Consider the following 16,633-nt stretch of genomic DNA (forward strand, 5'->3'; position numbering starts at 1 on the left):
CGCTGTGAGCACTGTTACGGCAAGGGTCTTGACACTTGTGTCGACGAAACCCTACGTTAACGAAACCTCGCGTTAAATTGCGGCGGGCATTCGAAACTTTCGAAACTTAACCGGTTCGGGAAACCGGTAGTTCCGGAAATCGGGTGCCGGCCATTGCCATATCGCCAGCCGTGCCCCGACGCGGCTTCTTCGAATACGGAGACCAGCGTGAAGCGCAGGAATTTCTTGACCCTTTCCGCCGGAGCCGCCGCGGGCGCAGCCCTCGCCGCATGTGGCAGTTCCGGTCCCTCCGAAAGCACCGGCACCGGTTCCGGCGCCGAGGCCGGTTACTGGTTCCTCAGTGGCCCGCCCGGTGAGCCCATCCGTCAGGGCGCGGTCGACCGGTTCAACAAGGCCAACACCGGCGGCCAGATCAAGGTCACCACGTTCCAGAACGACGCGTACAAGGACAAGCTCAAGACCGCGCTCGGCGCGGGCCAGGCGCCCAGCATCATCTGGGGCTGGGGTGGCGGTGGCCTCAAGAGCTACGTCGACAACGACCAGGTCGACGACCTGACCGACTGGTTCGGTCAGAACGCCGCGGTCAAGGACCGGCTCTTCCCGGCCTCGTTCGGCCCGGCCACCATCAACGGCAAGATCTACGCGATGCCGTGCGAGACCGTGCAGCCGATCGTCCTCTTCTACAACAAAGAGGTCTTCGACAAGCTCAAGCTCTCGCCCCCGACCACCTGGGGCGAGGTCATGGACATCGTCCCGAAGATCAACGCGGCGAACATCGCGCCGTTCTCGCTGGGCGGCCAGTCCCGCTGGACCAACATGATGTGGCTGGAGTTCCTTTTCGACCGCATCGGCGGCCCCGAGGTCTTCCAGTCCGTCTTCGACGGCCAGGCCAACGCGTGGAACAACCCGGCCTCGCTCAAGGGCCTCACCGAGATCCAGAACCTGATCAAGGCGAACGGCTTCGTCAAGGGCTTCTCCTCGATCACCGCCGACTCCAACGCCGACCAGGCGCTGCTCTACCGGGGCAAGGCGGCCATGATGCTGCACGGCTCCTGGTCCTACGGCATCATCTCGGCCGAGGGCGGCAGCTTCATCAAGGACGGCAAGCTCGGGTACGTGAACTTCCCGACCGTCGAGGGCGGCACCGGAGACCCGTCGAACACCGTCGGTAACGCCGGCCAGTTCCTCTCGATCTACTCGAAGGCCAGCGACGCGCAGAAGGACACGGCGAAGAAGTTCTTCACCAGCCTGCTCGACGACACCGAGCAGCAGGGCTGGATCGAGACCGGCGGTGTGCCCATCGTCAAGGGCGCCGACGCCAAGCTCGCCGCCTCGCCGGACAAGGACTTCCTGAACTTCATCTACCAGGTGTCCAGCAGCGCGAAGTACTTCGGACAGTCCTGGGACCAGGCGCTGAGCCCGACGGCCGCCGAGACGCTGCTGGACAACATCGCCAAGCTGTTCCAGCTGCAGATCGCGCCCCAGCAGTTCGCCGACAGCATGAACCAGGTCATCGGCAAATGACGATTGCTCCGCCGGCTCCAAAAATCGCTCCGCCTGCCGCGAACAGCGGCGGGCGGGGCGGTTCCGTCACCTGGATGGCCTGGCCGGCGCTGGTCGCGTTCCTCACGTTCGGCATCGTGCCGCTCATCGGCGTGCTGCTGCTGAGCTTCACCTCGTGGAACAGGCTCAGCACGGACATCCCGTTCACCGGCCTGGACAGCTGGCGTTCGGTGCTGAGCGACCCCGGGCTGCCGCACGCGCTCTGGGTCACCTTCCTGATCATGGCGTTGTCCTGGCTGTTCCAGACACCGATCTCGCTGCTGCTCGGCGTCTTCATCGCCGCCCACAAGCGGTACCGCTCGGTGCTCGCGGTGCTCTTCTTCGTCCCGCTGCTGCTCAGCCAGGCGGCCATCTCGATCACGTTCAAGGCGCTGCTGGACCCGAACTTCGGTCTCGGCGCCGGCCTCGGCTTCGAGTTCCTCCAGCAGGACTGGCTCGGCAACAGCACCCTGGCCATGGGCGTCGTGGTGTTCGTGGTGTCCTGGCAGTTCATCCCGTTCCACACCCTGATCTACCAGGGCGGCATCCGGCAGATCCCGGCCTCGATGTACGAAGCCGCCCAGATCGACGGCGCCGGCCGGGTCCGGCAGTTCTTCAGCATCACGCTGCCGCAGCTCAAGTACACGGTCATCACGTCGTCGACCCTGATGGTGGTCGGCTCGCTGACGTTCTTCGACCTGATCTGGGTGCTCACCGCCGGCGGCCCCGGCGACGCGACCCGGGCCCTGGCCGTCGACATGTACCAGCGCGGTTTCAAGGCCGACCTGATGGGCCCGGCCAGCGCGATCGCGGTGATCCTGGTGCTCGTCGGCCTGGCGCTCGCCCTGGGGCTGCGCCGGCTCGGCGGCCGCGACGCCACGGCGAGTCAGTTGGAAGGGCTCTGAGATGACCACGATGCTCGACAATGTCTCGCAGGCAGCGGTCGTCCCGCCGCCGGTCGCCCGCAGGCGCCGCCCGCGGCTGCTGCAGTACAACTGGCTCGGTGGCCTGGCCGGCTGGATCTGGCTGTTCGTCGTCCTGCTGCCGATCTACTGGATCGTCATCACCAGCTTCAAGCTGCAGGAGGACTACTACGCCACCAACCCGCTCGTCCCGCCGTCCAGCCCGACCCTGGAGAACTACCGGTTCGTGCTGGAGAGCGACTTCGTCAGCTACTTCATCAACAGCGTCATCGTCACCGTCGGTGCGGTCGGTCCTGCGGTGCTGGTGTCGTTCATGGCGGCGTACGCGATCGTCCGCGGCAGTGCCGCGAGCCGGTTCCTGCGCGGGGTGAACGGGCTGTTCCTGATGGGTCTGGCCATCCCGCTCCAAGCGGTGATCATCCCGATCTACCTGCTCATCATCAAGCTCCAGATGTACGACACGCTCGGCGCGATCATCCTGCCGTCGCTGGCGTTCGCCATCCCGCTGTCCGTGCTGGTGCTGTCGAACTTCGTCCGCGACGTGCCGAAGGAGCTCTTCGAGTCGATGCGGATGGACGGCGCCACCGAGTGGGGCACGCTGTGGCGGCTCGCGTTCCCGCTGACCCGCCCGGCCATCGTGACCGTGCTGATCTACCAGGGACTCACGGTGTGGAACGGCTTCATCCTGCCGCTGATCCTCACCCAGAGCCCCGAGCAGCGCACCCTGCCGCTCGCGCTCTGGAGTTTCCAGGGTCAGTACAGCGTCAACATCCCGGCCGTGCTCGCCTCGGTCGTGCTGACCACGCTGCCGATCCTGACGCTGTACGTCCTCGGCCGCCGGCAGCTGCTCAGCGGTCTAACGGCCGGATTCGGGAAGTGAGCTCGTACTCTCGCGCACCATCAGCTTGGTGACCAGCTCGACCCGGGGAGTCTCGATGGTCTCGCCGCGCGACAACCGCAGGACGGTACGCGCGGCGAGCGCCCCCATCTCGGCGAGCGGCTGCCGGACCGTGGTGAGCGGGGGAGAGGCCCACCGCGACTCGGGCAGGTCGTCGAACCCGACCACGCTGAGCTGATCGGGCACCCGCAGCCCGCGCCGCCGCGCCGCCTCGCAGGCACCGAGCGCCATCAGGTCGCTGGACGCGAAGATCGCGGTCGGCGGGTTGTCCACACTGAGCAGCTTGTTCGCCGCCGCGAACCCGGACTCGTGCCGGAAGTCGCCGGTCTCGATCAGCTCGTCGTCGGCCTGCAACCCGGCCGCTTCCAGAGCCGCGCGGTAACCGTCGAGCCGGGCCCGGCTGCACAGCAGATCCTTCGGACCGGCGACGAAACCGATCCGCCGGTGCCCCAGCGACAGCAGATGGTCGGTGGCGGTCCGGCCACCCGACCAGTTGGTCGCGCCGATCGTCGGTACGTCCGCGGCAGCGCCACCGGCCGGATCGATGATCACCACGGGCACCTTGAGCCGGTGCAGCTCGGCGTGGATCGGCTCGGCGACGTCCGAGGTCACGAAGATGACGCCGTCGGACGCGCGGGCCCGCAGGTTCTGCAGCCACTGCCGCGCCACGGTGGTCCGGTGGTGCACCTGGGACACGACAGTGCCCACCCCGGCCGCGTGGCTGACGTCCTCGACACCGCGGATCAGCTCCAGCGCCCACGGGCTGTCCAGGTCGTTGAAGACCAGGTCGACCAGCCGCGCCCGGCCCGAATGCCGAGAGTTGCGAGGCCGGTAGTCGTGCTCCCGGAGAAGCCTCTCGATCAGTTCCCGGGTCTGCGGCGACACGTCGGAGCGCCCGTTGAGCACTCGCGACACCGTCGGCACCGAGACACCGGCGGCTTCCGCGATGGCCGCGATGGTCACACGTTGCCTGGCCACAGCCATGGGAGCGCTCCTTACGGCCGGGCGATGCCCGCTGCAACTTCCGGTCCCGGCATCGAAATCATGCCACGCCGCGTTCCCGCACTCCACAGGCCCTCACGGCACTCCACCGCGATCGGCTCCCGGCGGGTCACACAGTCGCTACGGTCAGGGTGTGGACGACACAACCGACCGCTACCTGTTCACCGGCGAGCAGATGGGCTGGCGGCAGCTTTCCGGTGAGGACCGGACTGCCTATTACCCGCTCGTCGGCCCGGAGCTCATCCACGTCCATCGCGTCGGCACGCTGACCGCGCTGACCGTCAGCGTCGACGGCAAGCAGGCGCCGGACGTGCTCGCCGACGTGCCCTGGGCGCCGGGGGACGACCGGATCGAGCTGGCCGAGCACGTCGAGGAGTCACTCCGGCGGCGAGAGACGACGGGCGAGATCCTCGACGAGCCGCTGCGGGAGTTGCTGGAGCAGATCGCGGGGTGGCGCAGGCTGCAGGAGCCCGCCGCCGGGTAGGCCGCCCGGTTCAGCCGGCCAGCGGGACTCGGATACCAGCGGTGTACATCGACTCATGCAGTACCACTGACGTCAGCTTCGTACCTTCCGGCACGTCGAACACCAGCTTTCCCTTCACGGTGTTACCGGGGTTCAGCGACTCCAGGAACGTCGAGTGATCCTTGTTGGCCCAGGTGCCCGCACCCGAATCCACCTGATACTCGCCACCGGCCGCGTCGTAGGCGTACTGCGACATGTCCGAGAACACCTCCGCTGAGGCACCGACGTTCTTCACCGTCACATCGAGCAGGCAGAACTCGCCCTGCGCCTTCTCCCCGAACTCGGCTGGCCCGACGCGGTCGACCCCGCACTTCAGCTTGGTCACCGTGAACTGGAACTTGCCGTCGGTGGCCGCGGTACCCACCTTCCCCGCTACAGCGTTCTCGCCCTTACGGTTGGCGTCCATCTCCCCGGCCGCATCCCCCACCACTTTTGCGGTGCCGCCGAGAACCAGCGTGAACAAGCCGACACAGCCCAGGACGCCGGCAAGGAGAACGCCGGCGACAATCCACGGCCACCGCTTCTTCTTCGGCGCGGGCGGGGGAGCACCCCACTGAACCTGACCGGGAACACCCTGCACAGGCTGGGCAGGCGGATATTGGGGTGGCTGGTAGGTCATGAGAACGCGCTCCACACGGACCAGGGGCCAAGGACCGATGTGCGGTCGAACCCCGGTCCCGAACCCGGCCGCAACCGTCCAACCCGCCGGCAGCGCATCGAGCGATGGGCCGATCATCCAAGCGCCGACGTCGATCGGCTATGGCCGGCGGTCAATCGGGAAACCAGATTCCGACCCGCCGTTTCGTCGTTGATCCACTGTCTCAGCTGGTCCGGACGGTGATGTAGGTGATGCCCCGCACCGGGACGTACGTGGTGCCGTAATCGTCGTTGAAGGTGACGACCGAATTCGGATCGGTCAGCTGCGCGACGATTCCTTCGGCCGTGCCGGCGTCGACCTGGAAGTCGCGATACTTGTCGGCTCCGACGAACCTGACGCGGATCGTGGTCATGGTGTGTCCTTCCGGCGTTGGGTGGGCTGTGTGAATACCCAATTGGCCGCTGGTCGTCTCCCGCCGACTAGAACGTCGATCTCGCTGCGGGGACCGGTGCCCGCGATGACCTCGTCAGCCACGCCACTCAGCTCGTTCCTCGATCTCGCGAAGCCGCGTCAGAACAACATCGTGGGTGACGTCGTATGCCCGTGCGCTACTCAGGAATCGGACATTCTCCACGCTGATCTGAATCGGCTGCCGGAGGATCGCGAGGAATCGCTCATGCGCGCCCTCGGTCCGGGTACGCCCGACCGCCGGGAAGGGCTGCTTCCGCGTGAAGCCCACGAGACACTCCAGGTACTCCCGCACATCGCTGTACAAATTCACGGCGAAGCCGGTCCCCGGCTCCGCGGAACGCAACAGATAACAAGCCGCGTCGGCGAGCTCAGCGATACGCAGATCCGCGGCGACCGCCCTGTTCCAATCCGATCTGGTCTGCTCGTCCATGTAGTCCTCCTGCTCGGCGCTCGTGGACATTTGTAGTTGTCGACCCGGTGCGACAGCCAGTCCGGGCGGGCACAGCACCCCGAACCAGGAGCGCCGTCGAGGGCGAAGATCGGCCGGGTCGCCACTGGTCGACCACGGCGGATGGGTACGTTGATCTCATGAGCATGCGTTTCGGGGTTTTCGTGCCGCAGGGGTGGCGTAACGATCTTGACGAGATCGCTGACCCGGTTGAGCAGTACGAGGCGATGACCCAGGTCGCGAGGCTGGCCGACGCCGGTTCGTGGGACAGCGTCTGGGTGTACGACCACTTTCACACGTTCCCCGAGCCCACCATGAACACCACCTTCGAGGCGTGGACGGTCAGCGCCACCCTGGCCCGGGACACCAGCCGGGTCAACATCGGGCAGATGGTCGGCTGCAACGGTTACCGTCACCCGGCCCTCTACGCGAAGATGGCGTCCACGGTCGACGTCGCCAGCCGCGGCCGTCTCTACGCCGGGCTCGGCGCCGGGTGGTACGAGCAGGAGTGGAAGGCCTACGGGTACGAGTGGGCCGAGGTTCCCGAGCGGATGGCCGCCTTCCGCGAGGCCGTGCAGATCGTGCACAAGATGTGGACCGAGGAACGGCCGGTCTTCACCGGCAAGCACTACCGCATCGATCAGCCGATCAACGAGCCCAAGGGCGTACGCAAGCCGCACCCGTCGTTCTGGCTCGGCGGTGGCGGCGAGAAGGTGACGCTCAAGCTGGTCGCGCAGTACGCCGACGGTTCCAACCTCGGCAACGGCGACCCGGAGATCATCAAGCAGAAGCTCGCCGTGCTGCGGGAGCACTGCGACCGGCTGGGCCGTGACTACGACCGGATCACCAAATCCACCAGCCTCAACATCCAGGCCGGCGATACCACCGCGGACCTGGTCGCCAAGGTGGAGCGGATCCGCGAGGCCGGCGCCGATTACCTCATCACCTACTTCCCGCGGGTGGCCTACGACCACGAGCAGATGCTGCGCTTCGCCGACGAGGTGATCCCACAGTTCAGCTGAGGTTACCGAATCCCGAAATCTTGTCCGGGTAGGCTCGAACATTGCGTGTTCAGCGGTTCGGGTGAGGATGGGTTGATTTTGGGTAGGCGACGCCGATGCGGATAGGTGTGCTCGACGTCGGATCGCAGGCGGTCAACCTGGTCGTCACCGAGACCGGGGCCCGCCCCGATCGGAAAAAGGCGTTCCCGGCTCGGTCGTGGAAGGTCCGGACCTACGTCGCCAAACGCATCGCTTCCGACGGCACGATCGACGGCCGGGGCCGGGACCTGGTCACCTCGGCCGTCGCCTCGGCCATGGACCGGGCCCGGCGTGCCGGCGTCGACGAGATCTTCGCGTACGGCACCGCGGCGATCCGGGACTGTCCGAACCGCGACCAGATGCTCGGCGCGATCGAGGACCGTGCCGGCATCAGGCTGGGCGCGTTGTCCGGCATCGAGGAAGCCGAGCTGACGTTCCTGGCGGCCCGCAGCTGGCTGGGCCGTGACGCCGGGCAGATGCTGCTGCTCGACATCGGCGGCGGGACCCTGGAGGTCGCGTCCGGCGAGGGCCAGGTGCCGCTGCGCGCGCTGTCACTGCCGATGGGCGCCGGGCGGCTCACCCGGGAGTTCCTCGACGACGGCGACCCGCCGTCGAACGCGGCGGTGCGGCGGCTGCACCGGCACGTGCGCGGCCAGCTGCGCGAGGTCGTCCAGCCGTCCGACTGGCCGGTGCCGCGCAGCGTCGTCGCCGCGTCGCGGACGTTTTACCAGCTGTCCCGGCTGACCGGCGCCGTGCCGATGCGCCACGGGCAGCACCGGCCGCGGTTTGTGCAGCGCAAAGCCCTGCGCAAGTGGATCGAGCGGCTGTCCCGGTTGCCCACCGACAAGCGGCAGCACCTGCCCGGCGTGTCCGCACATCGCGCCCACCAGATTTTGGCCGGGGCGATCGTGGCCTATGAGCTGCTGGAGGCGTTCGGCGAGGACAGCGCGCGGATCTGCCCGTGGGGCCTGCGCGAGGGCATCCTGCTGCGGCGCCTGGCCGAGGAGGCAGTGCCGGTCGAGGACCGCTGGTCGGCCGCTCGCGCGTTGTGGACGCCGAGCCCCTGGTCGCAGCGCTGTCTCGCACCCGTCTGAAGCAGGCGGCAAAAGCCTACCTATCCTATCGGTCATGGATTGTTGCACGCCGTCCGCGGACCGGCCGCTCACCTCGGTTCCGGCGCCGGTTCCCGGCACCGGAAACCATCGGATCGAGCAGATCTCGGTGCCTTCCCAGACCTTCGCGATGGGCGACGCTCACGACGATGGGGTACGCGCGGACGGCGAGCAACCGGTCCATCCGGTACGCGTACCGGCCTTCAGCATCGACGCCACCTCCGTGACGGTCGCCGACTTCCGGGCCTTCGCGACGGAGACGGGTTATCGCACCGACGCCGAGCAGTACGGCTGGTCCGCCGTCTTCCACCTGGCCCTGACCGATCCTGATCACGTAGCGGGCCAGATGCAGGGCACACCGTGGTGGCTCGGTGTCGAGGGCGCGAACTGGGCACACCCCGGCGGCCCGTCCGACGTGGCGGCCGACGATCACCCGGCCGTGCACGTGAGCTGGAACGACGCACAGGCGTACTGCGCCTGGGCGGGCCGCCGCCTGCCGTCGGAGGCGGAGTGGGAGTGCGCGGCGAGGGCGGGCCTGCCGTCGCTGCGCTATCCCTGGGGCGACGAGCTTCCGTCGGACGGCCACGCCCTGAACATCTGGCAGGGCAGCTTCCCGACGACGAACCTCGGCTCGGACGGCTTCATCACGACAGCGCCGGTCCGCACGTTCACGCCGAACGCGTACGGCCTGTGGCAGCCGGTCGGCAACGTCTGGGAGTGGGTGGCCGACTGGTTCTCACCCACCTACTACGCCGAATCCCCGGCCGGCGACCCCCGCGGTCCGGCCGACGGCACCGCCAAGGTCATCCGAGGCGGCTCGTACCTCTGCCACGACTCCTACTGCAACCGCTACCGCAACGCCGCTCGCTCCTCCAACACCCCCGACTCCTCAACCGGCAACATGGGCTTCCGCACCGCAGCGAACCGGTGATCGGGCCGGCGATGCGCCGGCCCGATCGGCGTCCGTCTGTCTCGGAGACGTAACGGTCTGGCCCGGCGGGCGTGCCTTTCCGGGCGCTCGGCGTGAGGCTGTCGGGACAACGTCGACGCGGGGGAGAGCGGCCACGTGTTCAGGATCGTCGCGGGCGCCGTGCGGTTTCGGGCCGCGCAGGCGCTGACCCTGCTCATCCTCACCGCGCTGCCGGCCACCGTGGCCGCCGCCGCACCCTGGTACGTCCTGATCGCCGACGCCCGCTCCTCCACACAGGCCACCGGCGCCGTTCCGGCCGGGGACCGGATGATCACCGTGCATCAGGCCGGGAGCGGGCCCGGGGATGACCAGTTCGGGGCCGAGGTCGCGAAAGTGCTCCCGCTTCCCGGCGCCACGCCGATTCTCGGGCTGGCGCTGCGGACGACCATCGACATCCCCGGTGGTGGCGCCGATCAGGTCGCGGTGGTCGCCCGGGACGGTTTCTGCGACCAGGTCCGCCTGGCCGGGCGTTGCCCGTCACAGGCGGGCGAGGCGGCACTCACCGCGGAATCGTCACGCCGCTTGCGGGTACGCCTCAACGACCGCATCACCGTCCGCGCCAACCCTGAGGCCGATCCGGTGCCCCTGACGGTGACCGGCACCTATGAGCCGCGAGACCCGTCGGCAGGTTACTGGGCGGACGAACTGTTCCGGGCGGAGAGCGGCCTCGACCCGATCTTCACGGTCCCCGAGACGGCAGCGGGCGGCGCGCTCGGCTCGCCGACGCTGGCCTGGGCCGCCGAGGTACCGCTCCCGCTGCTGCGCGGCGACGACGGCTTCGACCTGGGTGAGGTGGTCGCCTCGGCGGGCGCGTTCACGGTGTCGGACCCGACCGGTCCGCTGCGGGCCGCCCTCGCCGGCGAGCGGGACCGCCTGGTCCGGGGCGTGCTGCTCGCCGTGGTCCCGGCGCTGCTGCTGGCCTGGTTCGCCATCGGCCTGGCCGGCCGTTACACCGCCCGGGACCGCCGCCGCGACGCCGCCCTGCTCAAACTCCGCGGCATCACCCGCCTGCGCCTGCACCTCCTGCTCGCCGGCCAGGAACTCCCCGCCCTGCTGGGCGGCGCGGTTCTCGGCCTGCTCGCGGGCCCTCTCTCAGCGATCCTGCTGGCCGGTCCACCCTTCAAAGACGCCTTCTTGGGTACGCACGTGAGCACCACAGCCCTGCTATCGACAGCCTCCGCCGCCGCTGTGGTCCTGATCGCCCTGGCAACCCTGCTCGTCGCCGATCTGGTGATGGCCCGCACCCCGGTTTCCGCCCTGCTCCGCCGGGTCGTGCCCGCCCGGCGTACCTGGATGGCCGGCCTCATCGACGTCGTCCTGGTCACGATCGCGGTGGCCGCCGCGTACCAGGCCCGCTCGGCCAGCCCGGACGCCGGCGTCGGCGCCCTCGCGCCGGCCGCCGTAGCGGTCGCCGTTGCCGTGCTGCTGGCCCGCCTCCTGGCCCGGGCCGCGGATGCCGGCGGCGGGGCTGCGCTGCGGTCCGGGCGGCTGGGATTCGGGCTCACCCTGGTCCGGATGTCCCGGCAACCCGGCGCGGACCGGTTGTTCGCGCTGACCGCCGCCGCCGTGGCGCTGCTAGCGGTGGCCCTTGGCGCGGCCGGCGCCTCCCGGGAAGCCCGCCTCGAACGGGCCGAGTCCGAGCTGGGCGCCGACCGCGTCCTCACCGTCCGCGCCGCCACCTGGACCGCCCTGACCCACGCCGTCGCGGCCGCCGACCCGGACGGCCGGTACGCGGCCGCGGCCGTCGTCGACCGCACGAGCAATCCGCCGCTGCTCGCCGTCGACGCGTCCCGGGCCGCCGCGGCCGCGGCCTGGCGGCCGGTTTACGGGCCCCGGCCCGTCCCGCAGCCGGCGACGACTCCGTCGTTGCTGGTGAACGGCCGGGCGCTGACGGTCCGCGTGGACAACGGCCGGGCCATCGCCGCCTCGCTCGACGCGGTGCTGCGCAACGAGGTGACCGGCGCCGCGGTCCGGGCCGGCTTCGGCCGGATCCCGCGCGGCGAGCACACCGTCAGCGCCGAGGTGCCGGGCTGCGCGGACGGCTGCCGGCTGGTCCGCTGGGAGCTGCCCACCCTGCCCGGACCGGACGGCAACCCGGACCGCGGACCGGTCACGCTGCATACCCTCACTCAGAGCGGACCGGACCGGGAACTGCTCGGTCAGGCCGAGTTCGCCGACAGCACCCGGTGGCGTACCTCGATGGGCGGGTCCGGTCTGGAACTGGCCGGCGGCGCGGACGGCCTGACGCTCGCGGCCGGTCCCGGCGAGGGCGGCGGCACCAGCCGCGACCAGGTGTTCACCGCCGACACCGCGCTTCCGGTCGCCGTGGCGCTGGCCGGTCCGGCCCCGGCGACCTGGCGTTTCGAGGAGTCCCGCCTGGAACCGGCCGGGATAGGCGCCATCCCGGTACGCGTCACCGCAACCCCCGCCGTCCTGCCGGTGCTCGGCACCACCGGTGTCCTGCTCGACCTGACCGCGCTGCGGCAGCTGGCCGGCGACGCGGCCACGTCCGGCGTGACCCAGGTCTGGCTGGCCCCCGGGACCCCGGAGTCCGTCGTGGACGCTCTGCGCACGGCCGGCCTGACCGTGCTCGCCGACGACTCGGTGACCGCCCGCGCCACCCGGCTACCGGCCCGGGGCGCCACCGCTGCCGGAGCGTTCGCCCTGTTCGCGGCCGTGATGGCGGTGCTGGTCGCGGCGGCGGTGAACGCGGTGGCCGCGGCCGTGGACCGTGAGCCGCGCCGGGCGATGCTGCGCGCTCTGCGTACCCAAGGGTTGTCGTCGCGGACGGCCGCGACCACCCGGCGGACCGGTGTCGGCGCGGTCGCGATCTCCGGTGCGGGCGGTGGCCTGCTCGCCGCGGTGCTGGCCCGGGAAGCGGCCGGTGCTCCGGACTCGCTCTTCGCGGACGGCTGGCGGCTCCTGGCCGTACCCGAGGTCCTCGGTTTTCTGCCGCTGCTGACCGCCGGCTTGACCGCGCTCCTGGTCCTGACCGCCACCAACTGGCTGGCCGGAAGAGGAACCCGGGAGGTCGCCGCGTGATCGCGCTCGTTCTGCGGATGGTCTGGGCCCGGCGCGGGCAGGCCGTCGTCCTCGCCTTGCTCGCCGCGCTCGCGGTCATCCCGGCGGTGGCGGCGCCGGCTTTCGTACGCGCGGCCGACCGGGTCGTCGCCGCCGGTGAGGTCGCCTCGGCGGACCTGCCGGAACGCACGGTCTCGATCGGCCTGCACGAGAGCGCCGGCCCGGTCGGCGACGCGGTCCCCGGCGACGCGGTTGCGCTCAGCCTGCCGTCGACCGGCGGCGCGCTGGTCGCGATCCCCGGCTTCGAGTACGTGTACGCCGCTGAGTACCCGACCGTCGGCATCGAGCCGGACAACCGGTTCCGGACGCGGATGGTGTACCGCCAGGACGCCTGCGCCCACCTGACGATGGTGACCGGGCGCTGCCTCATCGGCGCCGGGGACATCGTGCTCGGCGAGCAGACCGCGCACCGGCTCGGCCTGGTGGCCGGTGACTCGGTGAGCCTGAGCTACGCGGTCTACCGCTCCGACCCGGACTTCATGATGTACGTGGCCGCCGGCGAGCCGAAACGGTTCTTCGTGGCCGGCGTCTACCGGCCGGCGGACCCGGGCGACTTCTACTGGGGGCGGCAGGGCTATTTCGCCGAGGACCCGGGCGACCGGCCCGGCGAGCCCGCGTTCATCGGCCTCGGGTCGATGACCACGATGGACCGCGGCGACGTGCAGATCACCATCGACGGCTCGGCCGGCCCGGGTGCCATGGACGTGGACCGGCTGCCCGAGGTGCGAGCCGCCCTGGGCCGGCTCCAGCATGACGTCACCGAGCTCGGCGGCGGCCTGACCCTGACGACGTCGATGCCGCTGCTGATGGAACGGATCGACAGTGGCCGCGCCGCCGTACGGGAGATGGTTCCCGTACCTGCTCTGGCCCTGATCCTGCTCGCCTGCCTGACCCTGTTCCTGGCTGTCGGATACAGCGCCGAGGGCCGCCGGCCGGAGGCCGCGGTGATCGCGCTGCGCGGCACCCGCTGGTGGCATCGCTGGTGGCTGGCGACCGGGGAGAGCCTGGTCGCGGTGCTGGCCGGCGCAATGACCGGCACCCTCGGCGGCCAGCTGATCGTCAACGCGCTGGTGGCGGTCCGTTTCCCGGGCGTGGGCGCCGACCCGGACCCGGCGTCCCTGCGCTGGGCGCCGCTGGCCCTGCTCGCGGCCGCGCTCACCATCGTCCTGGCGCAGCGCCGGCCGCTGCTGCGCCCGGTCGCCGAACTGCTGCGCCGCGCGCCCCGGCCCGGACGGGCCGCCGGGCTGGTCACCGACGTGCTGGTCGTCGCGCTCGCCGCCGCGGCCACCGCGCAGCTGCTGACCAGCGGTGACCTGCGCGGCGCCGGCGCGACCGCCCCGGCCCTGGTGCTGATCGCGCTGTCGCTGCTGCTGGCCCGGGTGCTCGGCCCGCTGGTGGCCTGGTACGGGCACCGGGCGATCACGCGTGGCCGTCTCGGCACCGGGCTCGCCGGTTTCCAGCTGTCCCGGCGGCCCCGGTCCGCGACCGTCTTCGCGGTGCTGGTCGCCTCGGTCGCGGTCAGCTGTTACGCCGCGTGCGCCGCCGACGTGGCGGCCCGGGGCCGGGAACTGCAGGCCGGCCTCGGCACCGGAGCGGATCGGGTGCTGACTGTGGAGCCGATCGGGCGTACCCGGCTCATGGAGGCGGTCCGGGCCGTCGACCCGGCCGGCACCGAGGCGATGGCCGTGGTCCGGATCGTCACGCCGGACGGCGAACGGCCCGCCCTCGCCGTGGACACCACCCGGCTCGCTGCCGTCGCGACCTGGCCGGCCGGCACCGACCCGGCGCGGATCGCGGGCCTGCTGCACCCGGCCGCGCCGGAACCGCTCGTGCTGCGCGGCGCGGACGTGAACCTCGACCTGAGCGCCACCGAGTTCCGTGAGGGCAAAGCGGTCAGCCTTGACGTGGTGCTCACCCCGCTCAACGGCGAGCCGGACATCGTCACGCCGATGGGTGTGCTGCGCGAGGGACGGCACGTCTACCGGCAGAAACTGGCCGCGTGCGCGGACGGCTGCCGGGTCAACGCCCTGAAGATCGCCGGCGGATCCGCGGTCCTCGACGTCACCGGGGTGATCACCCTGCACGGGCTGGGCAGCGCCGATCCGCAGGGGTGGCGGGTCTCCCGGGGTGGTTCGCTCGCCACCGGCCCGGACGGGCTGCGGATCGCGGTGACCGGCCTGGACGGCCTGCCCGAGGGCCTGATCGTGCAGCCGGTCAGCACCCCCTATCCGCTGCCGGCAGCGATCGCCGGCGGCGGCATCCCGGGTACGGTCACCGGCCTCGACTATCGCAACGTGCCCGTGACGGTCGCGGCCCGGGTGCCCGCCATTCCGGCGGCCGGGCGTCCGGCCGTGCTGGTCGACCTGGAGTACGCCGACCGGCTCACCGTCGACGGGGCACCGGCCACCGGCGCGCAGGTGTGGCTGGCGGCCGGCGCACCGGACGACATCGTGGCCCGGCTGACCGACGAGGGCGTGAAGGTCGTCGGCGACATCCGCGCCGAGCAGCTGAGCCGGCGTCTCGATCGCCAGGGCCCGGCTGTGGCGATCGGGTACTTCGGGCTGGTCGCGCTGCTCGCGGCCGGCCTCGCGGCGGGGGTCCTCGTACTGACCGCGGCCGTCGATCGCCACCGCCGGGCCGAGGATCTGTCGGCGCTGAGACTGCAGGGGCTCGGGCGCCGGGAAGCCAGGGGAGCGGTGCTGTGGGCGTACCCATGGCTCGTGATCTTGGGGGTGACCGCCGGGATGGCGGTCGCGCTCGCGGGGTGGGCACTGACCGGCTGGGCGCTGCCGCTCGCCGGGCTGAACCCGCCGCCGCTGCCGTTCCCCGGACGCCCCGGCGTGGTCCCGCTTCTGCTGACCGGCGGCGCGCTGCTGGCGGCACTGCTCGGAGCCGCGATCCCGGCCGCACGGGGCGTGTTGCGGAAGATCCCCTGAGGGACCGCTCCGAGGACCTTGGGGGTTATTAGGGTTGATCCCATGGACGCTGTCAGCTTTTCGAGTGGTGCCGGCGGACCGCAGTTACTCTCCGCGTGGGCCGGGCACTGGACCGGCGACGGCACCGGCGTCACCGTGATCCTGCCGCCGCCCGGCACCGTCGGCTCCGGAGAAGTACGCGGCGGCGCCCCCGCGACCAGGGAATTCGCCCTGCTGGAACCCTCCCGCCTGGTCGACCGGGTAGACGCCGTGGTGCTCTCGGGCGGATCAGCGTTCGGCCTCTCCGCCGCCGACGGCGTGATGCGGCTGCTGCGATCGCGCGGCCTCGGATTCCCCACCCCGCTCGGCCCGGTCCCGATCGTCGTCGGCATGTCGATCTTCGACGCCTCGGTAGCGGGCACGCCACCCTCATCGGCGGCCGGCCAAGATGCCGCCCTCGCGGCCCTGCGCGGAGACCCTTTCACCGAGGGTACGGTCGGAGCCGGCACCGGAGCAGCCACCGGCAGATGGCGCGGCAGCGAGTCCCCAGGCGGCCTGGGCGTAGCCCGCGGCATGTCAGGCAACGCGTCGATAGTGGCGGTAGCCGTCGTAAACGCCTGGGGCGACGTGATCGGCCCAGACGGCACCCCAGTGTTCAGCCAGCCCGAGGCAGCTTCCGGCTCAGAGGCAGCAGCCTCCGGCTCAACGGCAGCCTCTGACTCGGCGGCGGCAGTCTCTGACTCGGCGGCGGCAGTCTCCGGCTCGGCGGCGGCAGCCTCCGGTTCGGCGGCAGCCTCCACGGGGCGTGGCGGTGAGGCGGTGGTCAAGCCGTTCGGGATGACCAACACGACGATCGCCGTGGTCCTCACCGACGCGAAGCTCACCAAGGCGGACTGTTACCTCCTGGCCCAGAGCGGGCACACGGGTTTTGCCCGGGCGCTGAACCCCGCCCACTCCCGGTTCGACGGAGACGCCGTGGTGGCCCTGGCGACCGGCGACGTCGAGGCGGACCTGGACCTGCTGAGAACCGTAGCCGCAAACGTGACAGCCGAGGCGATCCGATCCGCGGTGTCGCACTGATCGCGTCAAGACCAGACGGCGACGCGGGTG

General features: G+C 70.8%; 14 protein-coding genes. 10 read left to right on the forward strand and 4 right to left on the reverse strand.

From position 1 onward, the window contains the following. Nucleotides 1–207 precede the first annotated feature (207 nt). The 3 genes from B0I29_RS35980 (at nucleotide 208) to B0I29_RS35990 (ending at nucleotide 3,345) form a co-directional block, all read left to right on the forward strand. Nucleotides 208–1,524 carry an extracellular solute-binding protein gene (locus B0I29_RS35980; RefSeq protein ID WP_111653614.1) on the forward strand — a complete coding sequence of 439 codons (1,317 nt, stop codon included), beginning with the start codon at nucleotides 208–210 and terminating at the stop codon, nucleotides 1,522–1,524. A gap of 74 nt (nucleotides 1,525–1,598) precedes the next feature. Further along, nucleotides 1,599–2,447 carry a carbohydrate ABC transporter permease gene (locus B0I29_RS35985; protein ID WP_245973035.1) on the forward strand — a complete coding sequence of 283 codons (849 nt, stop codon included), beginning with the start codon at nucleotides 1,599–1,601 and terminating at the stop codon, nucleotides 2,445–2,447. A gap of 1 nt (nucleotide 2,448) precedes the next feature. After that, nucleotides 2,449–3,345, forward strand: a complete 897-nt coding sequence (locus tag B0I29_RS35990; RefSeq protein ID WP_111653616.1) for a carbohydrate ABC transporter permease — start codon at nucleotides 2,449–2,451, stop codon at nucleotides 3,343–3,345. Here the strand turns inward: B0I29_RS35990 and B0I29_RS35995 are convergent. Further along, nucleotides 3,322–4,347, reverse strand: a complete 1,026-nt coding sequence (locus B0I29_RS35995; protein WP_111653617.1) for a LacI family DNA-binding transcriptional regulator — start codon at nucleotides 4,345–4,347, stop codon at nucleotides 3,322–3,324. The two genes, B0I29_RS35990 and B0I29_RS35995, sit on opposite strands and share 24 nt — an antisense overlap. Before the next feature lie 151 nt (nucleotides 4,348–4,498). Between B0I29_RS35995 and B0I29_RS36000 the strand changes: the two genes are divergently transcribed. Then, the gene (locus B0I29_RS36000; protein ID WP_111653618.1) at nucleotides 4,499–4,849 is read left to right on the forward strand and encodes a hypothetical protein; all 351 of its coding nucleotides are present in this window, start codon (nucleotides 4,499–4,501) and stop codon (nucleotides 4,847–4,849) included. A 10-nt stretch (nucleotides 4,850–4,859) separates the two neighbouring features. On the opposite strand, the gene B0I29_RS36005 is transcribed toward B0I29_RS36000, so the two are convergent. From B0I29_RS36005 to B0I29_RS36015, 3 genes are all read right to left on the reverse strand, one after another. After that, nucleotides 4,860–5,507, reverse strand: a complete 648-nt coding sequence (locus tag B0I29_RS36005; RefSeq protein ID WP_111653730.1) for a DUF4352 domain-containing protein — start codon at nucleotides 5,505–5,507, stop codon at nucleotides 4,860–4,862. Nucleotides 5,508–5,709: 202 nt separating this feature from the next. Further along, a complete protein-coding gene (locus tag B0I29_RS36010; RefSeq protein WP_111653619.1) occupies nucleotides 5,710–5,898 on the reverse strand; it encodes a hypothetical protein in 189 nt (62 codons plus the stop codon). A gap of 114 nt (nucleotides 5,899–6,012) precedes the next feature. Further along, entirely contained in the window at nucleotides 6,013–6,417 is a 405-nt protein-coding gene (locus B0I29_RS36015) for a hypothetical protein (protein ID WP_111653620.1), read from the reverse strand. Nucleotides 6,418–6,545: 128 nt separating this feature from the next. Here B0I29_RS36015 and B0I29_RS36020 point away from each other — a divergent pair, with 128 nt between their 5' ends. The 6 genes from B0I29_RS36020 to B0I29_RS36045 all read left to right on the forward strand — a co-directional run bounded on the left by B0I29_RS36020 (nucleotide 6,546) and on the right by B0I29_RS36045 (nucleotide 16,603). Next, nucleotides 6,546–7,427: an LLM class F420-dependent oxidoreductase gene (locus B0I29_RS36020; protein WP_111653621.1), complete on the forward strand. Its 882-nt coding sequence runs from the start codon at nucleotides 6,546–6,548 to the stop codon at nucleotides 7,425–7,427. A gap of 95 nt (nucleotides 7,428–7,522) precedes the next feature. Next, the gene (locus B0I29_RS36025) at nucleotides 7,523–8,539 is read left to right on the forward strand and encodes a Ppx/GppA family phosphatase (RefSeq protein WP_111653622.1); all 1,017 of its coding nucleotides are present in this window, start codon (nucleotides 7,523–7,525) and stop codon (nucleotides 8,537–8,539) included. Between the two features lie 34 nt (nucleotides 8,540–8,573). Beyond that, the gene (locus B0I29_RS36030; RefSeq protein ID WP_111653623.1) at nucleotides 8,574–9,488 is read left to right on the forward strand and encodes a formylglycine-generating enzyme family protein; all 915 of its coding nucleotides are present in this window, start codon (nucleotides 8,574–8,576) and stop codon (nucleotides 9,486–9,488) included. Nucleotides 9,489–9,623: 135 nt separating this feature from the next. Continuing rightward, nucleotides 9,624–12,569: an FtsX-like permease family protein gene (locus B0I29_RS36035; RefSeq protein ID WP_111653624.1), complete on the forward strand. Its 2,946-nt coding sequence runs from the start codon at nucleotides 9,624–9,626 to the stop codon at nucleotides 12,567–12,569. Next, a complete protein-coding gene (locus B0I29_RS36040) occupies nucleotides 12,566–15,544 on the forward strand; it encodes an FtsX-like permease family protein (RefSeq protein WP_111653625.1) in 2,979 nt (992 codons plus the stop codon). The genes B0I29_RS36035 and B0I29_RS36040 overlap by 4 nt, the downstream gene beginning before the upstream one ends. Nucleotides 15,545–15,586: 42 nt before the next feature. Next, entirely contained in the window at nucleotides 15,587–16,603 is a 1,017-nt protein-coding gene (locus tag B0I29_RS36045) for a P1 family peptidase (protein ID WP_111653626.1), read from the forward strand. The last annotated feature ends 30 nt before the right edge of the window (nucleotides 16,604–16,633 follow it).

It is taken from the genome of Actinoplanes lutulentus, assembly GCF_003259845.1.
In the GTDB taxonomy this organism is placed as follows: domain Bacteria; phylum Actinomycetota; class Actinomycetes; order Mycobacteriales; family Micromonosporaceae; genus Actinoplanes; species Actinoplanes lutulentus.

Coding starts and splice junctions, on each gene's coding strand:
- B0I29_RS35985 (WP_245973035.1), top strand. CDS start 1,599: ATGGCCTGGCCGGCGCTGGTCGCGTTCCTCACGTTCGGCATCGTGCCG.
- B0I29_RS35990 (WP_111653616.1), top strand. CDS start 2,449: ATGACCACGATGCTCGACAATGTCTCGCAGGCAGCGGTCGTCCCGCCG.
- B0I29_RS35995 (WP_111653617.1), bottom strand. CDS start 4,347: ATGGCTGTGGCCAGGCAACGTGTGACCATCGCGGCCATCGCGGAAGCC.
- B0I29_RS36005 (WP_111653730.1), bottom strand. CDS start 5,507: ATGACCTACCAGCCACCCCAATATCCGCCTGCCCAGCCTGTGCAGGGT.
- B0I29_RS36010 (WP_111653619.1), bottom strand. CDS start 5,898: ATGACCACGATCCGCGTCAGGTTCGTCGGAGCCGACAAGTATCGCGAC.
- B0I29_RS36015 (WP_111653620.1), bottom strand. CDS start 6,417: ATGTCCACGAGCGCCGAGCAGGAGGACTACATGGACGAGCAGACCAGA.
- B0I29_RS36020 (WP_111653621.1), top strand. CDS start 6,546: ATGAGCATGCGTTTCGGGGTTTTCGTGCCGCAGGGGTGGCGTAACGAT.
- B0I29_RS36025 (WP_111653622.1), top strand. CDS start 7,523: ATGCGGATAGGTGTGCTCGACGTCGGATCGCAGGCGGTCAACCTGGTC.
- B0I29_RS36030 (WP_111653623.1), top strand. CDS start 8,574: ATGGATTGTTGCACGCCGTCCGCGGACCGGCCGCTCACCTCGGTTCCG.
- B0I29_RS36045 (WP_111653626.1), top strand. CDS start 15,587: ATGGACGCTGTCAGCTTTTCGAGTGGTGCCGGCGGACCGCAGTTACTC.